This window comes from Bartonella sp. AP72JLCBS (assembly GCF_042195705.1).
Lineage (GTDB): Bacteria > Pseudomonadota > Alphaproteobacteria > Rhizobiales > Rhizobiaceae > Bartonella.
On sequence record NZ_JBHIOU010000002.1, the window covers coordinates 156,005 to 176,971 of the forward strand.

General features: G+C 35.2%; 20 protein-coding genes and 1 tRNA gene. 10 read left to right on the forward strand and 11 right to left on the reverse strand.

Annotated features, from left to right (window positions below):
* Window positions 1-18 precede the first annotated feature (18 nt).
* From ACFILO_RS01930 to ACFILO_RS01950, 5 genes are all read right to left on the reverse strand, one after another.
* On the reverse strand, window positions 19-729 hold the full coding sequence (locus tag ACFILO_RS01930) for an ABC transporter ATP-binding protein (protein ID WP_375677753.1): 711 nt from the start codon (window positions 727-729) through the stop codon (window positions 19-21).
* The gene (locus ACFILO_RS01935) at window positions 716-1,498 is read right to left on the reverse strand and encodes an ABC transporter ATP-binding protein (protein WP_375611930.1); all 783 of its coding nucleotides are present in this window, start codon (window positions 1,496-1,498) and stop codon (window positions 716-718) included. The genes ACFILO_RS01930 and ACFILO_RS01935 overlap by 14 nt, the downstream gene beginning before the upstream one ends.
* Window positions 1,495-2,553 (reverse strand): branched-chain amino acid ABC transporter permease, encoded by a 1,059-nt coding sequence (locus tag ACFILO_RS01940; RefSeq protein ID WP_375677754.1) that lies wholly within the window; start codon window positions 2,551-2,553, stop codon window positions 1,495-1,497. Before ACFILO_RS01940 ends, ACFILO_RS01935 begins: the two co-directional genes overlap by 4 nt.
* Complete coding sequence (locus tag ACFILO_RS01945; RefSeq protein WP_375611928.1) at window positions 2,553-3,629, reverse strand: branched-chain amino acid ABC transporter permease; 1,077 nt, start codon at window positions 3,627-3,629, stop codon at window positions 2,553-2,555. The genes ACFILO_RS01940 and ACFILO_RS01945 overlap by 1 nt, the downstream gene beginning before the upstream one ends.
* Before the next feature lie 112 nt (window positions 3,630-3,741).
* Complete coding sequence (locus tag ACFILO_RS01950; protein WP_273791030.1) at window positions 3,742-4,875, reverse strand: ABC transporter substrate-binding protein; 1,134 nt, start codon at window positions 4,873-4,875, stop codon at window positions 3,742-3,744.
* A gap of 323 nt (window positions 4,876-5,198) precedes the next feature.
* Here ACFILO_RS01950 and ACFILO_RS01955 point away from each other — a divergent pair, with 323 nt between their 5' ends.
* The 4 genes from ACFILO_RS01955 (at window position 5,199) to ACFILO_RS01970 (ending at window position 8,140) form a co-directional block, all read left to right on the forward strand.
* Complete coding sequence (locus tag ACFILO_RS01955) at window positions 5,199-5,774, forward strand: cold-shock protein (protein WP_273791031.1); 576 nt, start codon at window positions 5,199-5,201, stop codon at window positions 5,772-5,774.
* A gap of 250 nt (window positions 5,775-6,024) precedes the next feature.
* On the forward strand, window positions 6,025-6,537 hold the full coding sequence (locus ACFILO_RS01960; protein WP_375613417.1) for a DUF192 domain-containing protein: 513 nt from the start codon (window positions 6,025-6,027) through the stop codon (window positions 6,535-6,537).
* A complete protein-coding gene (locus tag ACFILO_RS01965; protein WP_375613418.1) occupies window positions 6,534-7,307 on the forward strand; it encodes an alpha/beta fold hydrolase in 774 nt (257 codons plus the stop codon). Before ACFILO_RS01960 ends, ACFILO_RS01965 begins: the two co-directional genes overlap by 4 nt.
* A 620-nt stretch (window positions 7,308-7,927) precedes the next feature.
* Window positions 7,928-8,140 (forward strand): DUF3126 family protein, encoded by a 213-nt coding sequence (locus tag ACFILO_RS01970; RefSeq protein ID WP_375638411.1) that lies wholly within the window; start codon window positions 7,928-7,930, stop codon window positions 8,138-8,140.
* A 44-nt stretch (window positions 8,141-8,184) separates the two neighbouring features.
* Here ACFILO_RS01970 and radC read toward each other — a convergent pair whose 3' ends face one another.
* Genes radC through sfsA form a run of 3 tightly spaced genes read right to left on the reverse strand, consistent with a single transcriptional unit; the run spans window position 8,185 to window position 10,536 of the window.
* Entirely contained in the window at window positions 8,185-8,979 is a 795-nt protein-coding gene (radC, locus tag ACFILO_RS01975; protein ID WP_375613419.1) for a DNA repair protein RadC, read from the reverse strand.
* Window positions 8,980-8,996: 17 nt separating this feature from the next.
* A complete protein-coding gene (gene map / locus ACFILO_RS01980) occupies window positions 8,997-9,827 on the reverse strand; it encodes a type I methionyl aminopeptidase (RefSeq protein WP_375611923.1) in 831 nt (276 codons plus the stop codon).
* Window positions 9,820-10,536: a DNA/RNA nuclease SfsA gene (gene sfsA, locus ACFILO_RS01985; protein ID WP_375611922.1), complete on the reverse strand. Its 717-nt coding sequence runs from the start codon at window positions 10,534-10,536 to the stop codon at window positions 9,820-9,822. The genes map and sfsA overlap by 8 nt, the downstream gene beginning before the upstream one ends.
* A gap of 302 nt (window positions 10,537-10,838) precedes the next feature.
* On the opposite strand from sfsA, the gene ACFILO_RS01990 reads away from it, so the two are divergent.
* The 4 genes from ACFILO_RS01990 to ttcA all read left to right on the forward strand — a co-directional run bounded on the left by ACFILO_RS01990 (window position 10,839) and on the right by ttcA (window position 14,427).
* On the forward strand, window positions 10,839-11,669 hold the full coding sequence (locus ACFILO_RS01990; RefSeq protein ID WP_375632222.1) for an RNA methyltransferase: 831 nt from the start codon (window positions 10,839-10,841) through the stop codon (window positions 11,667-11,669).
* Window positions 11,669-12,496, forward strand: a complete 828-nt coding sequence (murI, locus tag ACFILO_RS01995) for a glutamate racemase (RefSeq protein WP_375611921.1) — start codon at window positions 11,669-11,671, stop codon at window positions 12,494-12,496. Before ACFILO_RS01990 ends, murI begins: the two co-directional genes overlap by 1 nt.
* A 170-nt stretch (window positions 12,497-12,666) precedes the next feature.
* A complete protein-coding gene (gene rpsD, locus ACFILO_RS02000; RefSeq protein WP_273722651.1) occupies window positions 12,667-13,284 on the forward strand; it encodes a 30S ribosomal protein S4 in 618 nt (205 codons plus the stop codon).
* A 267-nt stretch (window positions 13,285-13,551) separates the two neighbouring features.
* On the forward strand, window positions 13,552-14,427 hold the full coding sequence (ttcA, locus tag ACFILO_RS02005; RefSeq protein ID WP_375628128.1) for a tRNA 2-thiocytidine(32) synthetase TtcA: 876 nt from the start codon (window positions 13,552-13,554) through the stop codon (window positions 14,425-14,427).
* 534 nt (window positions 14,428-14,961) lie between these two features.
* On the opposite strand, the gene rimO is transcribed toward ttcA, so the two are convergent.
* Together rimO and lexA are read right to left on the reverse strand one after the other, a co-directional pair.
* Window positions 14,962-16,275 (reverse strand): 30S ribosomal protein S12 methylthiotransferase RimO, encoded by a 1,314-nt coding sequence (rimO, locus tag ACFILO_RS02010; RefSeq protein ID WP_375629851.1) that lies wholly within the window; start codon window positions 16,273-16,275, stop codon window positions 14,962-14,964.
* 460 nt (window positions 16,276-16,735) lie between these two features.
* Window positions 16,736-17,440 carry a transcriptional repressor LexA gene (gene lexA / locus ACFILO_RS02015; RefSeq protein ID WP_375634102.1) on the reverse strand — a complete coding sequence of 235 codons (705 nt, stop codon included), beginning with the start codon at window positions 17,438-17,440 and terminating at the stop codon, window positions 16,736-16,738.
* A gap of 1,211 nt (window positions 17,441-18,651) precedes the next feature.
* On the opposite strand from lexA, the gene ACFILO_RS02020 reads away from it, so the two are divergent.
* Window positions 18,652-18,727: transfer RNA gene (locus ACFILO_RS02020), tRNA-Lys, on the forward strand.
* A 540-nt stretch (window positions 18,728-19,267) separates the two neighbouring features.
* The gene (locus ACFILO_RS02025; protein ID WP_375610370.1) at window positions 19,268-20,167 is read left to right on the forward strand and encodes a septal ring lytic transglycosylase RlpA family protein; all 900 of its coding nucleotides are present in this window, start codon (window positions 19,268-19,270) and stop codon (window positions 20,165-20,167) included.
* Between the two features lie 533 nt (window positions 20,168-20,700).
* Here ACFILO_RS02025 and ACFILO_RS02030 read toward each other — a convergent pair.
* Window positions 20,701-20,862: a DUF4102 domain-containing protein gene (locus ACFILO_RS02030; RefSeq protein WP_375668367.1), complete on the reverse strand. Its 162-nt coding sequence runs from the start codon at window positions 20,860-20,862 to the stop codon at window positions 20,701-20,703.
* Window positions 20,863-20,967 lie beyond the last annotated feature (105 nt).

The window sequence follows — 20,967 nt, forward strand, 5'->3', positions numbered from 1 at the left end:
TTCCTTAATTCGTAGTCTTTATCCACCAAGATAGGCTTCTTTAACACGCGAATCAGAGAGCATAGTTTTTCCTTCACCGTGAAATAAAATATCTCCTACCTCTAAAATATAAGCATAGTCAGCTATGGAAAGTGCAGCAAATGCATTTTGTTCAATAAGAAGAACAGTTTTTCCCATATCATTAATTTTTCGAATAATAGAAAAAATTTCTCGAACGAGAAGTGGTGCTAACCCCAACGAGGGTTCATCTAATATGACCATATCAGGATTGCTCATGAGTGCACGGCCCACAGCAACCATCTGTTGTTCACCACCTGACATTGTTCCTCCCAACTGTTTTGCTCTTTCACGTAGGCGCGGAAAAAGGTCAAATATCCATTCAATATCACGGGAAATTCCCTGCTTATCGTGACGAATATAAGCACCTAGATGAAGATTCTCTAAAACAGTGAGATGGGGCATGATACGTCGTCCTTCAGGACTTAGAGCAATCCCTAATCGCAAAATCTCTTCTGGTGATTTTTTAATAATAGATTTGCCATTATAGGTAATTTCTCCATAAACAGAGCGATTAAGTCCTGTAATAGAACGTACAATACTGCTTTTTCCTGCACCATTGGCTCCAATTAAAGTGACAATACTGCCCCGCTTTATGGACATAGAAAGATTTTGGACAGCTTTAATGGCGCCATAATGAACGTAAAGATTTTTTATTTTAAGAATATCCATAAACATCTCCGCCAAGATAAGCTTCAATAACTTTAGGGTTATTACGAATTTCATCTGGTGTACCACTGGCAATGCAACAGCCATATTCCATAACCAAAATATGTTGGCAAAGCCCCATAACCACTTTCATATCGTGCTCAATAAGAAGAATTGTAAGATCAAAGTCTTTTTGCACTTTTGCTATGAATTTTCTAAGATCTTCACTTTCTTGTGGATTCATGCCAGCAACAGGTTCATCAAGAAGAAGCAATTTGGGCTTTGTGGCTAACGCACGTGCAATTTCTAGACGTCGTTGCACACCATAAGGTAAAGCTGTTGCCGATTGATTGGCAAGATGATCAAGTTGTAGCTGTTCAAGGAGCTCCAAGGAATTTTTATAAACTTCCTTCTTTTCTTTTATTGCTTTTGAAAAAAAGAGAGCTGAAGAAAACCAAGGATATTTTTGTCGAACATGCGCTCCTACCATAACATTCTGCAAAACCGTTAACCCTGAGAAAAGACGAATATTTTGAAATGTTCTGGCAATATGGCTTCTACAGATAATATAAGGAGACGCTCCAGAAATTTTTTTCTCATCAAAAAGAATGATGCCGCTTGTAGGAGCATAAAATCCAGAAATCATATTGAAAACTGTTGTTTTTCCAGCACCATTGGGACCAATTAATCCAGTAATACTTCCTCGTTTAATTGCCATATTAACATTATTTACAGCAACTAATCCGCCAAAACGCATTACAATATTATTGAGTGAAAGGATATTGTCGTTCATAGCTTTCCCTCAGTATTAGAAAGCTTTTTGCGTGTCAAAAAGCTATAAATTCCATTCCATGAAAATTCTCGTTGTCCCATTAACCCTTTTCTCCAAAACAAGATAATTACCAGCAATAAAAGAGAAAAAACAACCATACGAAGCCCTGGGGTTTCTGGAATATGTATAAAACCTAAGTAAAATGGACTTTCAATGATACGAAGCCATTCAAGCATGACTGTAATAATAATGCTGCCAATAATGCTCCCTGTAATTGAACCGAGACCACCAGCAACAACAATCATTAAAATATTAAAAGTCAGAAGAAAATTAAACATTTTTGGATCAATGGTTGAAATAAGAGCCGCCATTAATGCGCCACCTATACCTGCAAAAAATGCTCCAACAGTAAAGGAAAAACTACGGTAGAAAAAAGCATTAATTCCCATAGTTTTCGCAGCTATTTCATCATCACGGATAGCACGTAATACGTTACCAGTATTGCTTTGCAGTAAGAGGACAATAAAGAGAACTGTAAATGCTAGCCAACCATAGTTCCACCATAATGTTGCATTTTGAGGTATTCCTTTGATTCCCAAAGAGCCATTTGTGAGCGATGTTGCGTTCGTAATGACAATGCGAATAATTTCCGCAAAACCTAATGTTGCAATTCCAAGATAATCGCCACCAAGACGCAATATTGGTAAAGCAATTAATAAACCTACAACAGCAGCACACAAACCACTTACGACAACAGCGATAAAAAAAGGTAACTGCAAATGATATAATGGTTCAGCAATAGGCTCAAGAATCCACATCATTTCTTTTTGTTCAGGGGAAAGAAGTAAAATTGCGCAAACATAAGCACCAATAGCCATAAATCCAGCATGTCCAAGAGAAAACATACCTGTGAAACCGTAAATCAAATTAAGCGAAATTGCCAATATCGCATTAATAGCAATCAGATTGATGATACGAAGCGTATAGTCATTAAAATGGCTATCAGCATAAAATAAAAAACCTATGAGAACTAAAACACTTATACACGATAAAACAGTTGTCGCTGACTTTGCCATTAGATTTTCTCCTGATTTCTTTTACCCATTAATCCTGTGGGCAATATCAATAGAATCAGAATCAATAAAATGAAAGCGAAGGCATCTCGATATCCAGATAGCGCGGGGAAAAATGCGATAATCATAATTTCAATAAACCCTAATAACAATCCTCCCAACATTGCTCCTGGTATCGAACCAATACCTCCGATAACAGCAGCAATAAATGCTTTGAGACCAGGAAGAACACCCATATAAGGCTGAATTTGAGGATAACGTAAAGACCACATAATGCCTGCTATGGCGGCAAGAGCTGAGCCTATTCCAAATGTAAACGCAATAACTTTATTGACAGACACACCCATCAAACGTGTTGTTTCAATATCATGGGAGATTGCGCGCATAGCAAGACCCGGTTTTGTTTTATGGATAATCCATAATAGTAATAAAATAAGAATTAATGACACAAAGGGAACGATCAGAGACATGGGAGCAATTCTGATGATACCATCTGCTCCTGATCCTAGATGCCATAAAAATGGTGTTACAAGAAAGTCTGGCTGTTGTACACCTTTCGGAACACCACTAAAGAGTACAGTAGCAAGATTTTCAATAAAAAAAGAAACACCAATTGCACCGATAAGTGCCGAAATACGCGGAGCATGGCGTAGAGGTTTATAAGCAAATTGATCAACAGCAACACCCACAGCACTTGTAATAAAAATGGAAAAACAAAGAGCTAAAACCCAAATCGGTGTAAAGTCTTGCGGGGAAATTTTAAAATAATAAACAAATCCTAGCGCAAGAATTAAAAAAGCAGCAATCCAATAAATTGGAGGACGCCTTTTAAAGCCTATAAAGACCGAATAATAAACAAGAGCAGCAAGGAACAAAAGAAGAAAAGCTGCCCAAGCAGGCATAAAGCCAATTGTGGAAAAGAAAACAAAATATGCTCCCAGCATAAAGATATCACCGTGAGCAAAATTAATGAGTCTCAGTATACCGTAGACCATGGTGTAGCCAATAGCAATAAGCCCATAAAGAGATCCCAATGCCAGTGCATTAAAAAAGTACTGGATGAACATTTCAGTGCTCATCTCTCATCCTTCCACATTTGTTAATTTACATAGGACAATAAGAAATTTCTAAATTTGGTTGAGAAAAAAATCCTCAACCAATTCTTGCATTTTAGTAAGTAAAACTTTTTAATTAAAAAGCAGGTTTAACTTCTTCTAAATAAACACGTTTTCCATCCTGTATTTTAATGATACCAATAGGAATTTTAGGGTTATGATTTTCATCCATTGACATATCCCCAAAGGGGGTAGGAAAATCTTTTAATTGGCTAAGTGCGATAGTAATTTTTTCACGATCAGTGCTACCAGCATTTTCAATAGCCTTCATGAACATCATATAACTCGTGTATCCCAAAACAGAATTGATATTTGGCTCTTTGTCTGGGTAAGCTTTTTTCCATTCTTTTGTGAATTCTTGCGCAGCTACTGACATATTTGGCATATCCTCACTATAGGGAAGTGTCGTATGTAAGAAACCTTCTGCAGCTTTTCCTGCAATCGTAATGGTTTCTGGATTATCCATAGCATCTCCACCCATAATTTGAAACTTAGCCCCTAATTCTCGTGCTTGTTTCATGATGATAGCACCTTCAGAAAAGTAAGATGGAATGAATAAGATATCAGGTTTCTGGGCGATAATTTGCGTGAGAACAGCTGAAAAGTCCTGATCCCCAGAATTATAATTTAAATTTGAGATAACTTCACCACCTAATTTTTTGAAAGCACGCGTAAAATAACTTGCAAGACCAATAGCATAATCGCTTGAAATATCTTTAAGGATAGCAGCCTTTTTTGCGTGTAAAGTTTGGCTTACATAAGTTGCGATTCCTACTCCTTGATAGGAATCAATAAAGCAAGCACGAAAGTAATATTTTTTACCCTGTGTAACAAGGGGACTTGTTGAGGACGTTGCAATGGTTGGAGTCTTTGCCTTTTCAGATATTTCACCACCTGCTAACGAAAGTGAAGAACCATAGCTACCAATGATTCCACTCACTTTTTCACTTGCTGTTAAACGCATAACAGCATTAGCCGCTTCTACTTTATCAGATTTATTATCAATAATAACAAGTTCCACTTTACGTCCTAAAATTTCTGGAACTTTTTTATGGGCTAATTCTATACCTCTAATTTCAAGCTGACCTCCAAATGCATTTTGACCACTTAATGGAAGATAAACACCAATCTTAATAGGTTCACTCGCATAAACATTTGCTGTAAATGCCATAAATGCTGCGATTATCGTAAGGATTTTCTTCAATTGCATTGCGCATTTTCCTTAATTGAATTGTCGTTTTTTCACCTTATATTGAACTTCTTCATCATGCAAGTTACACATTAATCAAAATATCATTATGTAAAAAAACTTTTATATGACCTCTTTTGTAGGGCACTCCTTGTAAGGTATGTAAAGTGTACAATCAAATAGTTTTATAAATATTCATGTTGATATTCTCTGACATTAACATAGAAGATACGACAATGTGGGGAAATCTTATCTTGGGGCTTGCGTGTTGATACAAGAGCAATGTTTACTTAAACCTAGAGAATCAATATCGTACAATTTACAAGCTACAGGATCACGTTATTATGACGAGTAAGGATGCATTAAAGGATTGTTCCCCATCTGAGGATAGTATAGGTGCTTGTGGGGAGATTATCGAAATCAGTGGTGTCATTAAGTGGTTTGATGGTAGTAAGGGGTATGGATTTATTGTACCTGATTTACCTCATTTTCCAGATATATTATTGCATGTTACGGTAATGCGAAGGGATGGGTTTCAAACAGCTTTAGAGGGAGCTAAAGTCATTTGTGCTGTGGAAAAAACTGAACGAGGGTTAAAGTGCGTTCAGGTGAAATCCATAGATTGTTCTTCAGCAATTCATCCATCAGAAGTTCCTGCCCGTACCCATGTTGTTGTTACTCCAGAAAGTGGACTAGAACGAGCAATTGTTAAATGGTTTAATCGTGACAAAGGATACGGTTTTCTTAGCCGAGGGCAAGGAACAGAAGATATTTTTATTCATATGGAAACATTGCGCCGTTTTGGTTTAGCAGAGCTTCGTTCCGGCCAAGTTGTTCTTGTACGTTTTGGTAAAGGAGAAAAAGGTTTAATGACAGCAGAGATTTATCCGGACATAGGCATTCCTTTAGCTACGCATTGAATTTCACGAGTGAAATCAGTGTGTTTTCTATATTTTTAAAGATGGTTATTCCGTAAATTGCTATAGAGGTAGATTTTTAAAGAAAATATGGCTCTCGTTAATCCATAAACCAAATGAAGAAAATTTCGCATATTACGTTGAAAAAAACTAGAAAATAACAAGGAAGCAATCCTCTTTTTTTTGACTTTTAAACTCTGGTACTTTTTATTTTAGAAACAAAATTTAAAATTTTTCTGTGGTGGAGACAAGAATGTTAAAGCCTTTTAAAAAGGGGTATATTGTTTTATTGGTGATGCTTTTTATGTTAGATATGCGTGTTGTTGTAGCAAAGGAGCCCATAGAGATTCCTGTGCATCCGATTCCTTTAGAAATACATACAAAGCAAGGTCCGGTTTTTTATAAGGTAGAGATTGCTTTTACGCCATCTCAAGCGGCAGCTGGTTTAATGTATCGAACTGATTTTCCACGCGATCGTGCAATGCTCTTTAAGCAGCTAAAAAGTTATCCATCGGGAGATGAGCAGAAAATTTTTATGTGGATGGCAAATACGCCTTTACCTTTAGATATGATTTTCTTAAACTCTGAGGGAATTATTGTATCGATTATTGAAAATACTTCTCCATTTTCAACAAATACCATTTCATCAGAAGTTCCTGCAGCTTTTGCACTTGAAATTAATGCTGGTGAAGTTTCTGAAAAACAGATACAAAAAGGACAACGTGTTATTCATCCTGTACTTTGTGGAAAGTGCAATAAAAAATGACCGCTGAAGATATTCGTTTTTTTGAATATAATGGTTTGCGATTTGCTTATCGAGAAGAAGGACAAGGCGCTCCTGTTTTGTTGATCCATGGTTTTGGATCTTCTGCACGGGTGAATTGGTATGCAACAGGTTGGTTTCGTATTCTCACGGAAGCAGGATATCGTGTTATTGCTCTTGATAATCGTGGTCACGGAGATTCAGTTAAAAGTTATGATCCTATCTTTTATACACCTCAAGCTATGGCTGGCGACGCAGTAAAGTTACTGCAGCATTTAGAGTTATCTAAAGCCCATGTTATGGGATATTCTATGGGGGCTCGTATTAGTGCTTTCATGGCTCTTTTGCATCCAACATATGTACACAGTGTTATTTTTGGTGGTTTAGGTATTGGTATGGTGACGGGAGCAGGAAATTGGGAGCCCGTTGCTGAGGCCCTTTTAGCAGAAGATATTTCCACTATTACCAATACGCGCGGTTTAATGTTCCGTAAATTTGCAGATCAAACGAAAAGCGATAGGCGTGCTCTTGCTGCTTGTATCATTACATCAAAACAGGAGTTAACGGCGTCTGAAGTTTACAAAATCAAACAACCAGCACTTGTTGCCGTTGGTTCATTAGATGAAATTGGCGGTGATGCAGAGCCATTGGCAGCCTTGTTGCCTTGTGGTGAAGCTTTATCAATTCCTGATCGAGATCATATGCTTGCTGTAGGCGATAAAGTTTATAAAAAAGGCGTTATCGATTTTCTTTCTCGTTATCCTATAAAATAAGAACTCTTCATAGCTTTTAGAATTTACAGAAATACCCAATATTTTTATTTCGTATAAATTGAAAAAAGCTTATTAAAAAATCTTTCTGTTATGACGTAAGTTTTTATAAAAAATGAAAAGAAAAATAAACTCTTATTAGCTTATTTTGTATATTTTCCAGAGAGGTAATTATTCTAAGATTAGATAATTATACTTTAAAGGTTATTAAAAAGAATTATTTTCGAATGATGTAATAAATATTTTTTGCTAAAAAATGTAGTTTTAAATAAAAAAATATTTTTATTTGTATTTTTTATAAAATAAACAAAATTATAAATTATTGATCAATTTATTCTTACGAATATGCATTTTAAATACAGATGCTAAAATTGGAGATAAAGTAAAATTATTAAAAATATACAGTTTTTTTTTGCCATTTTTTAATCTATACGGGTATATTTAATAATGATAGACTCCTTTTGTAAACGTTCTTTATGAATGTATAAAGAACGTTGTGAATATATGTAATATTAAGTAAATATTCAGATTATGCTTTTTTACTGACTTTACAGAATCATAAGAGTGTCTTATTTGCACGACACGCAATTATTTTAATCGTTTCAAAAAAACAGGAGAGCATAGTGAATGCTGATGAAATAAAAAAACTTGATAATTATTTTAAAAATATATTCCAAAACTCAGCATTGCAAGTCAGAGCACGGCCTAAAAAGAGTGATTCTTGTGAGGTTTATATAGGAGATGAGTTTTTAGGCATTATCTATCGAGATGAAGATGAAGATGAGCTCTCCTATAATTTCTCAATGGCTATATTAGATATTGATTTAGAAAATTGATTCGTTATTCATAGTTGAATGAAGTCTTTTTTATCCCATAAGATTTATATAAGTTTTAACGCTTTAAAACTCGTATGGTTATTTCGTGCAATAATAAGATGGTCATGGATAATAATGCCTAATGCATTTGCTGCATCTTTTAATCTATATGTCATTGTTATATCTGCATTAGAGGGGGTGGAATCGCCAGAAGGGTGATTGTGGACTAAGATAAGTCCTGATGCGGATAACTCTAAAGCTCGAGAAATAACTTCACGAGGATAAACAGGGGTATGATCAATGGTTCCAGTTTGTTGCACCTCATCAGCAAGTAAGCCGTTTTTCTTATCAAGAAACAAAATACGAAACTGTTCACGTGTTTCGTGAGCCATAACAGCTTTACAATACGCTAACACTTTATCCCATGATGAAAAAATATCGCGCTTAAACAATTGCGCACGAGCAAGACGTCCAGCAACATCTGAAATAATTTTTAAATCAACTGCAGTGGCGGGACCACATCCTGGAATTTCTTGAAGTCGGTGAATATCCGCTCCCAACACATCAGCTAATGAACCAAAACGCGCTATCAAATTTTTAGCTATGGGTTTTGTGTTTGCACGGGGTATTGTGCGAAAAAGCAATAATTCAAGATATTCATAATCTTCAATTGCATTTCCTTTTGACTTTAAATAGCGCTTCCGAAGACGTTCACGATGGCCTTGATAATGTTTATGAAGCTGTGCGTTTTTCTGAGGCTCTTCACTTTTTCTTTCTGATACTGGGGTGAGTGGAGAACTCGATGTTAATGCAAAGTGATTACTTTGAGTATCTTCCTTTTGATTTAATTTTTTAGCCATAACATCTCTACATTGCGTTAGGTATGGGAATTTGGAATATAAAAAATATTTTTAGGAGATTGTGTAAATATTTCATACCCTTCATTTGTAACACCAATTGTATGTTCATATTGTGCTGTCAGAGAGCGGTCACGGGTAACAGCAGTCCAACCGTCAGATAAAATCTTAACTTGTGGTTTACCAAGGTTAATCATAGGCTCAATTGTAAACATCATACCTTGTTTTAATTCAACTCCTTCTCCAGGATTTCCATAATGGAGAATATTGGGAGCATCATGAAAAAGCTGGCCGATACCATGTCCGCAAAAATCTCTCACAATTGAACAGCGTTCAGATTCTGCATACTGTTGAATGGCTGCCCCAATATCACCTGTCGTTGCTCCAGGCTTAACGACAGCGATTCCTTGCATAAGACTTTCATAGGTTATTTTTAGCAAGCGTTCTGCGGCACGCCTAATTTTTCCAACAGGATACATTCGGCTTGAATCCCCATGCCAACCATCAAGGATAAAGGTTACATCAACATTTACAATATCACCTTCTTGCAAAGGTCTTTTATTGGGAATGCCATGGCAGACAACGTGATTGATAGATGTACAGCATGAATGGCTGTATCCATGATAATTTAGATCAGCAGGAAGTGCTCCTCGCTTAGCTCCAAAAATAAATACAAAATCATCTATTTCTTGCGTAGTAACGCCCGGCTTAATAATATCTGTAAGCGCATCAAGGCATTCTGCAGCAATACGACCAACTTCACGCATTTTAGCAAAAGCATAATCATCGAAAATGCGGATTTTTCCATTAAATTTTAAAGGGATTTTATTATATTCGATATACTCAGTCATTGTTTCTTCTATTTTCTATTTTTACTCTCTGAATCGGAAAAATGCCTTCTACACTTACATGACACTTTACAGCATAACATTCTACTCCTGATTTTAATGCTAAATCAAACTTACGTCCATAGAGTGGATCAAGATCATGACAAATTGTAAAAGCTGAGCAATCTTCTCGTTGAATAATATAAAGCATAGCAGCTCGTTTTCCTTGTTGTACAACTCCTATGAGCTCATCAAGGTGACGTGCACCACGTTTTGTTTCGCTATCAGGAAATTCTGCTAATCCTTTCTGACGAATAAAATGAACATTTTTGACTTCTAGGTAACAATCAGGAAGAATGTCATCACGTAAAAGAAAGTCAATTCGTGATTGTGTCCCATAGCGTTGTTCTTTTAAAATTGTTTTATATCCATTTAATTCTGGTAGTAATCCGTTTTGAATTGCTTCTAACGCAAGTTTATTGGGTAAAGAAGTATTAATACCAACCAAAGTATTATCGGCTTCAATAATTTCTAATTGATAGGCATATTTTCGTTTGATGTTGTTATGATAAGAAAGCCAAATATTGGTGTTGAAAGCTGTTAATCCAAGCATTGATCCTGTATTAGGTACAGACACGGTGAGGACATGCTGATCATCTTGTTGAACATCCGCAAGGAAACGTTTATAACGACGGATAAGCTTTGCAGGAAAAAGTTTGGGAATAAAGTGCATATCCCTTTTTTAGGATTTATGATTTCATAATTCAACTGAGATTATGATTTATAGGGGCTGTTCCCTATTAAAAAAGATAAAATTGATGTAAAAAACGCTACGATATCTTATATAAATTGTTATAAATTCCATCGTTCACTTTAATGGCTTTTAAAATTTATTATTAGGTTTAGAAACTATTATCTTTGAATGAAAAGATAGATTATCTATAATTTATTATTAAACAGCATTAGAGTATTGTGAAAAAGGTTTCGTAAAAATAGTGGAGAGGGAGATAGTTTAAGTGAAACTAGGTAAAATTGATGGCAGGAACGAATAGGAATCGTGAAAATTTAACAAATGGTCCCATTATTATTTTAGTTGAACCGCAGCTTCCTGAAAACATTGGTATGGTCGCAAGGGCAATGGCAAATTTTGGGCTTTCTAAGCTTCGATTAGTCAATCCTCGAGAGATGTTTCCAAATGAAAAAGCTAGAGCTGCTGCGAGTAAAGCTGATCATGTCATTAACAATGCTGTGATTTTTAACACATTGCGTGATTCAATTGCAGATTTACACTATGTTTTTGCCACAACAGCACGTGAAAGATGTGGATTTAAAACTGTAAAAAGTGCTGTCGAAGCAGCAAGCGTATTACGTCAGCGTGAAAGTATCGGACATAAGACTGGGATTGTCTTTGGAAGAGAGAGATGGGGACTAGAAAATGATGAAATCAGCCTTGTTGATGAAATTATTACTTTTCCAGTTAATCCTGCTTTTGCGTCACTTAATATTGCGCAAGCGGTTCTTTTAATGTCTTACGAATGGATGAAAGCTGGTTTAGAGAATGTCAGCGATACGGCATTTCGTGCAGCAGAGATGGAACCTGCAAATAAAACAATATTCCATGGTTTTTTATCTCAGTTAGAAGAGGCTTTGAATATCCGTGGGTATTTTAGACCACCAGAACGTAAAGAAGTAATGCTTGCAAATTTGCGCTCTGTTTTTACGCGCGCTAACTTTAGTGAACCTGAGGTTCGTTTATTGCGAGGCATTATATCTTCTTTGGATCATTTTTCGCCACAATATCCACGGGGGAGTAGAGCACCGGAAGAGCGTGATCGTAAAAAAATTAAAAATAAGTGTGAAAATTAATGGATGAACGACCTGTTCTTTTTTTTGATAGCGGTATTGGTGGTTTAACAGTGTTCAGGGAAGCGCGTATTCTTATCCCTGACATGCAATTTATCTATGTTGCTGATGATGCAGGATTTCCTTATGGAAATTGGAAAGAAAATATTTTGAAAGAGCGTATTTTGAAGATTTTTACAAATCTTTTAACACGTTACAATCCAGCTTTATGTGTGATTGCTTGCAACACTGTTTCTACACTGATGATAGCAGATTTACGACAGAATTTTCCTCATGTCCCTTTTGTAGGAACGGTTCCTGCAATTAAATCAGCTGCTGAACAAACAAAATCTGGTTTTATTTCCGTATTAGCGACTCCTGGAACAGTTAAACGTGCTTATACAAATGAATTAATTAACTCTTTTGCTGGACAGTGTCATGTTCAGCTTGTGGGAAGTAAAAAGCTGGCTGGACTTGCTGAAGATTATTTACGGGGAAAATCTATCGATTCAGAAGAGTTAAGAAAAGAAATCCTGCCATGTTTTGTGGAAAAAAATGGACAATATACGGATGTTATTGTTTTAGCCTGCACACATTATCCTTTTTTGATTAATTTCTTTCGTGAACATGCTTTATGGTCCGTTGAGTGGATTGATCCGGCGAAAGCGATCGCCAAACATATCAGATCTTTATTACCATTGTCGGGAAAGATACACCATCAATATATAAAGAAATATCAAGATTTTGCGTTGTTGACATCAAAAAATATCACTTCTTTAACAGAGAATTTGTTTAAAGGATTTGGCTTAAAACTCATGAAAGGAGTTGACTTTGGGTTACGAGACCAATAATGATGATCTAGCTATTTTTTCAAGAAAATAGCATTAATTGACGTGTCCCGTGGATAACTTTGCATATTGATATGTTAAGGTATTCTGTCAGTCTTTAGTATTTAAAGGCAGAGGAGGGCGCGTTTCCTTGGGGTCTTAAGATCTCGTGTTTTATTTTATAAGGAAATGCGATGAGTAAACGCGAAACAACAAAGTATAAAATTGACCGTCGTATGGGAGAAAATATTTGGGGGCGTCCAAAATCTCCTGTCAATCGTCGTGATTATGGTCCAGGTCAGCATGGACAGCGTCGTAAAGGAAAACTTTCTGACTATGGGGTTCAGTTGCGCGCTAAACAGAAATTGAAAGGGTTTTATGGAGATATTTCAGAAAAACAATTTCATAAAACCTATGAAGAAGCAGCTCGTCGACGGGGCGATACTGGTGAAAATCTTATCGGTCTGTTAGAATCACGTTTGGATGCTGTTGTTTATCGTGCAAAATTCGTACCTACGATTTTTGCTTCTCGCCAATTTATCAATCACGGTCATGTTAATGTCAATGGGCGGCGCACAAACATTCAATCTTATCGTTGTAAACCAGGTGATGTTATTGAGGTTCGGGAAAAATCGAAACAACTTGTTTTAGTGTTAGAATCAGTGCAATTGGCAGAACGTGATGTCCCTGATTATATTGAAGCAGATCATAAACAGATGAAAGCAACCTTTACACGTATTCCTGCTTTTGCAGATGTTCCTTATGCTGTGCAAATGGAACCTAATCTGGTTGTTGAATTTTATTCTCGATAATTTTTCTGTAAGAGAAATTGTTTCTCTCTTCTATTATGATAACTTCAAAATATTGTGTTATTCTTACAATATTTGAAGTTAATAAGTTCTTTTTGTAAATGGTTCTATATTAAGTTTATTGCTATGTTTTATAGTCATAAATTTGTATAGTTCCATTTCTTTTTTGTGTATCTAATTTATAAATTCAAAAAACATAAATGTAAGCTTGCTTTAATATTTGTTTTTATCTTTGCAAAACGAGCCGTTTATTGTGCAGGATATGGTATTATGAATGATGTTTCAGTTGAATATCAGGCAATAGAAGAAAACAAAGGGAGAGATGATCCTTTAATAAGCGAAGCAGATAATTGTCATCCAATGTTTCGTGTTGCTCCTTCAAGCGTAGAATTTAATAAATTGCGCAAACGACTTTTACGTCATATGCGACAAGCTTTGGATGATTTTTCTATGCTCTCTACAGGGAAAAAATGGCTTGTTGCTTTATCGGGTGGAAAAGACTCTTATGGTTTATTAGCGCTTCTTTTAGACTTAAAGTGGCGAGGTCTTTTATCCGTTGAAATTCTAGCCTGTAATCTTGATCAAGGGCACCCAGGATTTCCTAAGCATATTCTTCCAGACTTTTTAAGTTCTTATAAAATTCCATATCGTATTGAATATCAGGATACTTATTCCATTGTTACAGATAAATTGGCAGAGTCGCAGACATATTGTTCACTTTGTTCTCGATTACGACGTGGTAATCTCTATCGTATTGCACGTGAAGAGGGATGTTCTGCATTAGTTTTAGGTCATCATCGTGATGATGTTTTAGAAACATTTTTTATGAATTTGTTTCACGGTGGCCGATTAGCTGCCATGCCTGGAAAACTTAAAAATGATGAAGGAGATCTTTTTGTATTACGTCCTCTTGTTTATGCTGCTGAGGAAGATATGGAAAAATTTTCTCAAGAAATGCAATTTCCAATTATTCCTTGTAATCTTTGCGGTAGTCAAGATGGATTACAACGTAATGCAATGAAAGAAATGCTGAAAAATATAGAAAGACAAATGCCAGGACGTAAAGATACGATGATTCGCGCTTTAACAAATGTACGCCCAAGTCATTTGCTTGATAAGAAATTCTTTGATTTTAAAACGTGTTAATAAAAATTAGATATTTTAAAAATAAGTTTAAAGAGTTTAAGATAAGAGACTTATTTATAATGATAATTTATTTTTTTTCATTTAAATATCGTCAGATTGTTTTGTTTCAAATTCTCTTATATTGCAACCATAAAAAACATCCGTTTGCATATCACAAAGGAAATTCTTGTGTGCATAAAACACTCTTGAAAAAAGTTTCCTTTCACTAACCAATGACTGTCGTAATATGAAAAATGGGAAAATAGTACGGTTGTCGATTTGCTCTTTTGTTAATTAAAAATGGTGAGCCTTGTGTGGATTTTATTCTTTTTCGCCGCCGTCACCGCCATTTAAAGCTCATTTAAGGCATTAAATTAAGAGAATATATAACTGCTTGGTATTTTGGGAGTGTATAGCAAACATTCAGAGTAAGGATTGCTCGTAAATTCTCATGAAGTAAGTCACATGATCGGTTCTTGTTATGAAAAGTCGCTTTTTTATAAACCAATGCTGATAGAAATCTTCATCATTGAGGACAGGGAAGGAGTTAAATTTTTAAACTGCTATACCATAAAGGTCATAGGCATCCGATTGTTCGATTTTAACGGTGACAAATTCACCAACACGCAGTGGGCGTCGTGATGATATATGGACAACACCATCTATTTCTGGAGCATCGTACTGACTACGTCCTTTGGCAACTTTTCCTTGACTTTCATCGATAAGCACTCGGAGTCTTTTTCCAATTTTTTTCTTTAAAAGATGTGTAGAAATTTGTTGTTGTTTTGCCATAAAACGATGCCAGCGGTTTTCTTTCACCTCTTCAGGAATATTTTCTAATCCCAAATCATTTGCGGCAGCTCCTTTTACTTCTTCATATTTAAAGCACCCCGCGCGTTCAATTTTTGCTTCTTCTAGCCATTCTAGAAGTATATTAAAATCTTCATTCGTTTCACCAGGAAAACCAACGATAAATGTTGATCGCAAAGTAAGATCTGGACATATTTTCCGCCATTTTTCAATTCTACGGTTTGTTTTTTCCATAAGTGCGGGACGCTTCATGTGACGCAAAACAGTTGGTGATGCATGCTGAAAAGGTATATCCAGATAAGGAAGAATTTTTTTTGCAGCCATAAGTTCGATAACTTCATCAACATGGGGATAAGGATAAACGTAATGCATACGTACCCAAATACCCATATCGCCTAGTTCGCGACAAAGATCAAAGAATTTAGTTTTGATTGTACGATCTTTCCAAGAATTTTCGAGATATTTAAGATCAACACCATAAGCACTCGTATCCTGTGAAATAACCAAAAGTTCTTTTACACCCGCTTGCACGAGTTTTTCAGCTTCACGAAGAACATCGCTGATGGGACGTGAAGTGAGATCACCACGCAAAGTAGGGATGATACAAAAACTACACCGATTAGAGCATCCTTCAGAAATCTTTAAGTAGGCGTAATGGCGAGGTGTTAAACGAATACCTTGGGGAGGAACTAAATCAAGAAAAGGATCATGAACAGGAGGAATTGCTGTATGAACAGCTTCTATAACGCTTTCATAAGCTTGCGGTTTTGTAATAGCCAATACATTAGGATATGTTTGGCGAATAGCATCAGGATCAGCACCAAGACACCCTGTTACAATAACTTTTCCATTTTTTTTAAGAGCTTCATCAATATTGGCTAATGATTCTCTCCTTGCCGAGTCAAGAAAACCACAGGTATTCACAATAACGACATCAGCTCCTTGATGTTGACGTGAAATCTCATACCCTTCAGAGCGAAGGCGTGTAATAATTCGCTCAGAATCTACGAGTGCTTTTGGGCATCCGAGGGAGACAAAACTAATACGAGGTGCTACCATGATGATCCTACAATTACTATGAATGATTGAGTTACGCTTTTATTAATTTAAAAATAATGTTCTTTATTTTTATACCTATGCAATACAATCTGTTACAAAGTTATTTGATTTTTTTCTACAAAATTTTATGTGTTTTTATGCATGCATACAATTTTGTCTTATTATATCGTAAAATTCCGTTATTGAGGATGATGATATAAGACAGCTTCCTTCAAAGCATTTAAGTTCTTTTCAAAGAACGTGGTGAATATTTTAAAACTTACTTGTCAAGCCTTGCATTAAGTGAAGAACATGGAGGGAAGGGAAAGTGAAACCCGCTCGATAAGGATCTGGATTGTTTATAAACCGAATTGGGGCCATCCTTTGACTGTGGAGAAGAAGTCAATTGCGTGTGGCACAATAAAAAAATACTCAACAGCTTCTTACTGCGATATCTATCGCGTACTATAAGGTTTATTTTTTAATATTTGCGAATAAGACCGGTAAGTTTGCCTTGTATTTCTACACGCTCGGATTCGTATGTCCGTACTTCATAATGAGGATTTGCGGCTTCTAATGCAATAGAAGCTCCTTTGCGTCGATAACGTTTTAATGTGGCTTCTTTTTTATCAATAAACGCAACAATAATTTCACCTGTTATTGCTGTATTTTGACGTTTCACAATGATCGTATCTTTATCAAGGATACCAGCCTCCATCATAGAATCATCTTTAACTTCTAATGCGTAGTGCTCACCTGTATTAACCATATCGAGTGGAAGAGAAAGGCTGTTTATTTGTTGCAGTATAGCAGAGGCGGGTACGCTCGCAGAAATACGTCCCATAATAGGAATGGTGATATTTTTTTTTTCTTCTTCATCAAAGGGACTCAAGCTTTTTGATATTTCCCTTTTCTTTCTTTCTATCATACTGGGAGAAATTTTACGTGCTAAAGAAAGGTTAAATGTTATTTTCTCAGGAAGTCGAATCACCTCCACAGCACGAGCACGATTGGGCAAGCGACGTATAAAACCTCGTTGTTCTAAGGCTATAATGAGCTTATGAATACCAGACTTTGAAGAAAGTTCTAATGCATTTTTCATTTCTTCAAAAGAAGGAGGAACACCAGTTTCTTTTATATGGTTATGAATAAACAAGAGTAGCTCATACTGTTTACATGTTAGCATTCAACATTCCAATCAAAATAATAAAAATTAGTAAAGTAAAAATACATGTATATATAACACTTTTACAATTTTTTATCGCCAAATCAAAATTATTTTCTTTGTTTTGATCTTATCGTTTAATAAATCAATATGTTTATTTATAGATATATTTAAATTATTATTTATATACTGTATATCTACATTAATATTAAATAATGTATAAATATACTTTATAGTTCTGACTGAATTATCCAACACTAAATTTTGTGACTAGTATTATCCTTTTCTTCTAAAAATATATCTACGTATTTTGTAATTTTTGATATAAAAAAGTTAATTAGAAGGCATTCTATATATTCAAAACACTTAAAATAATTTTGCATACTGCATATTATTTCTGCTTTTTTATTCTTAGTAAAATTATCTACAGCTCTAATAGTGAGCATAATTTATAGTCATTCGGGATATTTTCAATGAGACTAAATTTTTTCTTCATATCTACTTGATTCTATAGGATAAATTGGCTTTCATTATATATTCATTATACATGAATAAAAATCATACTCTCAAAGCCATTGTTGCTCATTGTTCCATTTTCAAGTCTAACGTGTCAACCGCTATATACTATTTTCATGAACCCTAATGTTGCGATAATTTTTGGTTATTGAAAGGAGGCATAAAAGGTATTTTCATTTCTTTTTTATAGTTTTATTCTCTCGCTTATATCGGTCAAGAAAATGCTTTTTATTGTTTCAATATAAAAAAGATTTGAAATGAGAAAAACTTACAGTATTTGAGAATTTTCACTCAAGTAAAAAAATAATAAATTATTATAAATCAATATATTATCTTATAAAGCTGTATTCATATTTGAAAATTGAACACTAAAATATAAAGATATAAAAATAATATTATAATAAAAGGTATTTTTTCTTCTCTACCCATTATGCTCAACAACCCATGTGAGGGGAAGGAGGTATTTCTCATAATTTTAACGCTTCGAATCTATGCAATATTTTGCAGTGAAATTTTTCCTTTATTGAAACTTCAAAAAGAAGATTAAAGAGTACTTATACAATGATGAAGTAAAGGGGCGAAAACGGAAAATTATTGATAACTGAAGAAAATAATAATATTTTTTTCCAAAAGGTGTTGACCAAATGGAAAGTCAACCGTATGTTCCCTTCACTTTCTGCAAACTAGATAGTATGCAAACTAGATAGCTTGTGTGAGAGCGCGTAGCTCAGCTGGTAGAGCAACTGACTTTTAATCAGTAGGTCCAGGGTTCGAATCCCTGCGCGCTCACCAAATTTAAGTAATATCAATAGGCTATAAAAAATTTAAGAATCTTTTTTGTTTTGATTCTTTTTGAAGTTTTTATCGATTCTATAGTCTGTCATTTTCTATCAGCTGTTTTTGGAATAGAGCGGTGCTATGCTGTCTCCATTTTCAACAAACTTACGGATAGGGTTGTACCTGCGTTGGCAGCACATGCGGTTTCTAATTTTCTCAATCCATAGGTGGTTTTTTAATACCCACTGCATTACATGATTCGCAAAACAGTTGCTAAAATCACCACTTATTCACACTTATATTATGAAATGAATTTTCTATAAGATGTTGATTTGTTTAAATTTTAATCTTTTTAACATCTACTATAGTACATTTATTTTGTATGAAAACCATAAAAAGGTTAACAATACGTTAATTTCTTGATAGAAGGGGCCAATTCAAGAGTGGTGTATGCGCGAGGGGAATCATTTAAAAACGTAAATTCTTCCGTTGCGTACAAAAAGCGTGACGTGGTTTTTACAAGTAGTACTTAACAGAAATAAGTGGACTGAATAGATGCCTTCAAATAGAAAAAAGAAAATTACTTTTATGATTAAACCAACACTTCAATTGTTTTCTATGATCGTCATTTCTCAGTCACTGGTATCTTGTTGCGCAAGCCAAACTATGAATTTTTCAATAAAAGATTCCTATCATAATAAACCAATTAACGTAAACACTTCTGTACTACCTCAACAAGTATCCAATAAGAAGAATCAATCGGAAGAAAAAAAGCGTGGACGAGCGATTGTTGGTAAACCTTATCAAATAAAAGGAAAGTGGTATTATCCTCAAAGTGATCCAACTTATAAACGTGTTGGCGAAGCATCATGGTATGGTTCAGATTTTCATGGACGTTTAACTGCCAACGGTGAAATTTATGACATGAATCTTTTGACTGCTGCTCATCCTACAATGCCTTTACCTAGCTATGCTCGTGTTACTAATTTGAAAAATGGGTCTTCAATCGTTGTTAGAGTGAATGATCGCGGACCTTTTATGAAAGACAGAATCATTGATTTATCAAGGCAAGCTGCGGCAATATTGGGGTATGTAGATAGGGGGGTCGCAGATGTTAAAGTAGAATATATTGCTGAAGCACCTGTTGGCTATTATGATGCTGCATATTTAATGTCCTCTTATACTCCTGGAAATGCTGCCCCATATTCATTAGCGTCGGAAAATGTTGCGAAAAAAAGAGAAACTGTTTTGTTAAAAGAGCAGCGCAATACAAGGAACAAAAAAGAATTAGCTAAAGCAGCTGCTGTTGAACAAGAACAACGTAATAAAACTGTTGCAGTTAAATTGCCAGAAATTGGTCCTATCATGGTTGATAAGCCGATACCATTCGATCAAGTTGCTTCTATAAATAAGCTAAACAAAAAAACAAAGGTTAATTGGCTACAACTGTTTTAAGAAAAAATGCATTGATTTTTTATCTATATAATTTTCTAGTAAAAAAGGTAAGAAATTACGGATTTAGTGTAGGATTTTTATCTTAAAGCGCTTTGTCCTTTTCAAAAAGCGTGGTTGGGTTCTATTATTATAAATTCAGTACGGCCTTTCCACTCCATTGCTGGTCTATTCGTCGTTATTATGATATTGCTTGCTTAATAAAGCGTGTACTTTTCTTGCTGTAATAGCTTTTGCTAGACGAAGGTAAATTATTGTGTCAGTCTGTTTGTGTAATCTCTAAAACAACTTGGACAATCGATTTGAGAGGAATAAAAAGCTTAACAAGTAAAAAAATATTTTCTTTTGATTCGGCCTTGCATCTTTCTAAAGTATCTACGGTAATATCTTATGAAAAGATTATGCATTATCTCATGCTTTTGTTTATCATGTTCTTTAATGGAGTAAGTTCCCTCACGAAAAACAGAGCGTCTCAAACAAAATACACTTACATTGCCAATTCATGGACTTATTTAAAAGAGACATACTTTAACACGCTACAAGCCTATTTTACGACAGCCCCTGTGAATGGTATAACGATAAAGCCATTGAGCACCACCATCTTTATGCTTATGAAGAAGCAAGCCGGCACCATCATTATATTTGCCAGCCCCCAATGTCGCGACAGCCCTTGCATTAAGACGGTTCATAAGAGCCATTTTTAATCTTATACAAATTTTATCCACATACTCATCCCGCTTGTTATGTGCAAGCGAGTGGTTTTGATTGATTCAACATAAACAGGTTTGGAATGAGAGAATCTT

Excerpts from the sequence above, each read along its gene's own strand:
- ACFILO_RS01990 (WP_375632222.1), top strand. The coding sequence starts at position 10,839 with ATGGCAGGAACGAATAGGAATCGTGAAAATTTAACAAATGGTCCCATT.
- ttcA (WP_375628128.1), top strand. The coding sequence starts at position 13,552 with ATGAATGATGTTTCAGTTGAATATCAGGCAATAGAAGAAAACAAAGGG.
- map (WP_375611923.1), bottom strand. The coding sequence starts at position 9,827 with ATGACTGAGTATATCGAATATAATAAAATCCCTTTAAAATTTAATGGA.
- ACFILO_RS01940 (WP_375677754.1), bottom strand. The coding sequence starts at position 2,553 with ATGGCAAAGTCAGCGACAACTGTTTTATCGTGTATAAGTGTTTTAGTT.
- ACFILO_RS01955 (WP_273791031.1), top strand. The coding sequence starts at position 5,199 with ATGACGAGTAAGGATGCATTAAAGGATTGTTCCCCATCTGAGGATAGT.
- ACFILO_RS02025 (WP_375610370.1), top strand. The coding sequence starts at position 19,268 with ATGCCTTCAAATAGAAAAAAGAAAATTACTTTTATGATTAAACCAACA.
- lexA (WP_375634102.1), bottom strand. The coding sequence starts at position 17,440 with ATGCTAACATGTAAACAGTATGAGCTACTCTTGTTTATTCATAACCAT.
- sfsA (WP_375611922.1), bottom strand. The coding sequence starts at position 10,536 with ATGCACTTTATTCCCAAACTTTTTCCTGCAAAGCTTATCCGTCGTTAT.
- ACFILO_RS01930 (WP_375677753.1), bottom strand. The coding sequence starts at position 729 with ATGGATATTCTTAAAATAAAAAATCTTTACGTTCATTATGGCGCCATT.
- ACFILO_RS01945 (WP_375611928.1), bottom strand. The coding sequence starts at position 3,629 with ATGAGCACTGAAATGTTCATCCAGTACTTTTTTAATGCACTGGCATTG.
- radC (WP_375613419.1), bottom strand. The coding sequence starts at position 8,979 with ATGGCTAAAAAATTAAATCAAAAGGAAGATACTCAAAGTAATCACTTT.
- ACFILO_RS01965 (WP_375613418.1), top strand. The coding sequence starts at position 6,534 with ATGACCGCTGAAGATATTCGTTTTTTTGAATATAATGGTTTGCGATTT.
- rimO (WP_375629851.1), bottom strand. The coding sequence starts at position 16,275 with ATGGTAGCACCTCGTATTAGTTTTGTCTCCCTCGGATGCCCAAAAGCA.
- ACFILO_RS01950 (WP_273791030.1), bottom strand. The coding sequence starts at position 4,875 with ATGCAATTGAAGAAAATCCTTACGATAATCGCAGCATTTATGGCATTT.
- rpsD (WP_273722651.1), top strand. The coding sequence starts at position 12,667 with ATGAGTAAACGCGAAACAACAAAGTATAAAATTGACCGTCGTATGGGA.
- murI (WP_375611921.1), top strand. The coding sequence starts at position 11,669 with ATGGATGAACGACCTGTTCTTTTTTTTGATAGCGGTATTGGTGGTTTA.
- ACFILO_RS01960 (WP_375613417.1), top strand. The coding sequence starts at position 6,025 with ATGTTAAAGCCTTTTAAAAAGGGGTATATTGTTTTATTGGTGATGCTT.
- ACFILO_RS02030 (WP_375668367.1), bottom strand. The coding sequence starts at position 20,862 with ATGGCTCTTATGAACCGTCTTAATGCAAGGGCTGTCGCGACATTGGGG.
- ACFILO_RS01935 (WP_375611930.1), bottom strand. The coding sequence starts at position 1,498 with ATGAACGACAATATCCTTTCACTCAATAATATTGTAATGCGTTTTGGC.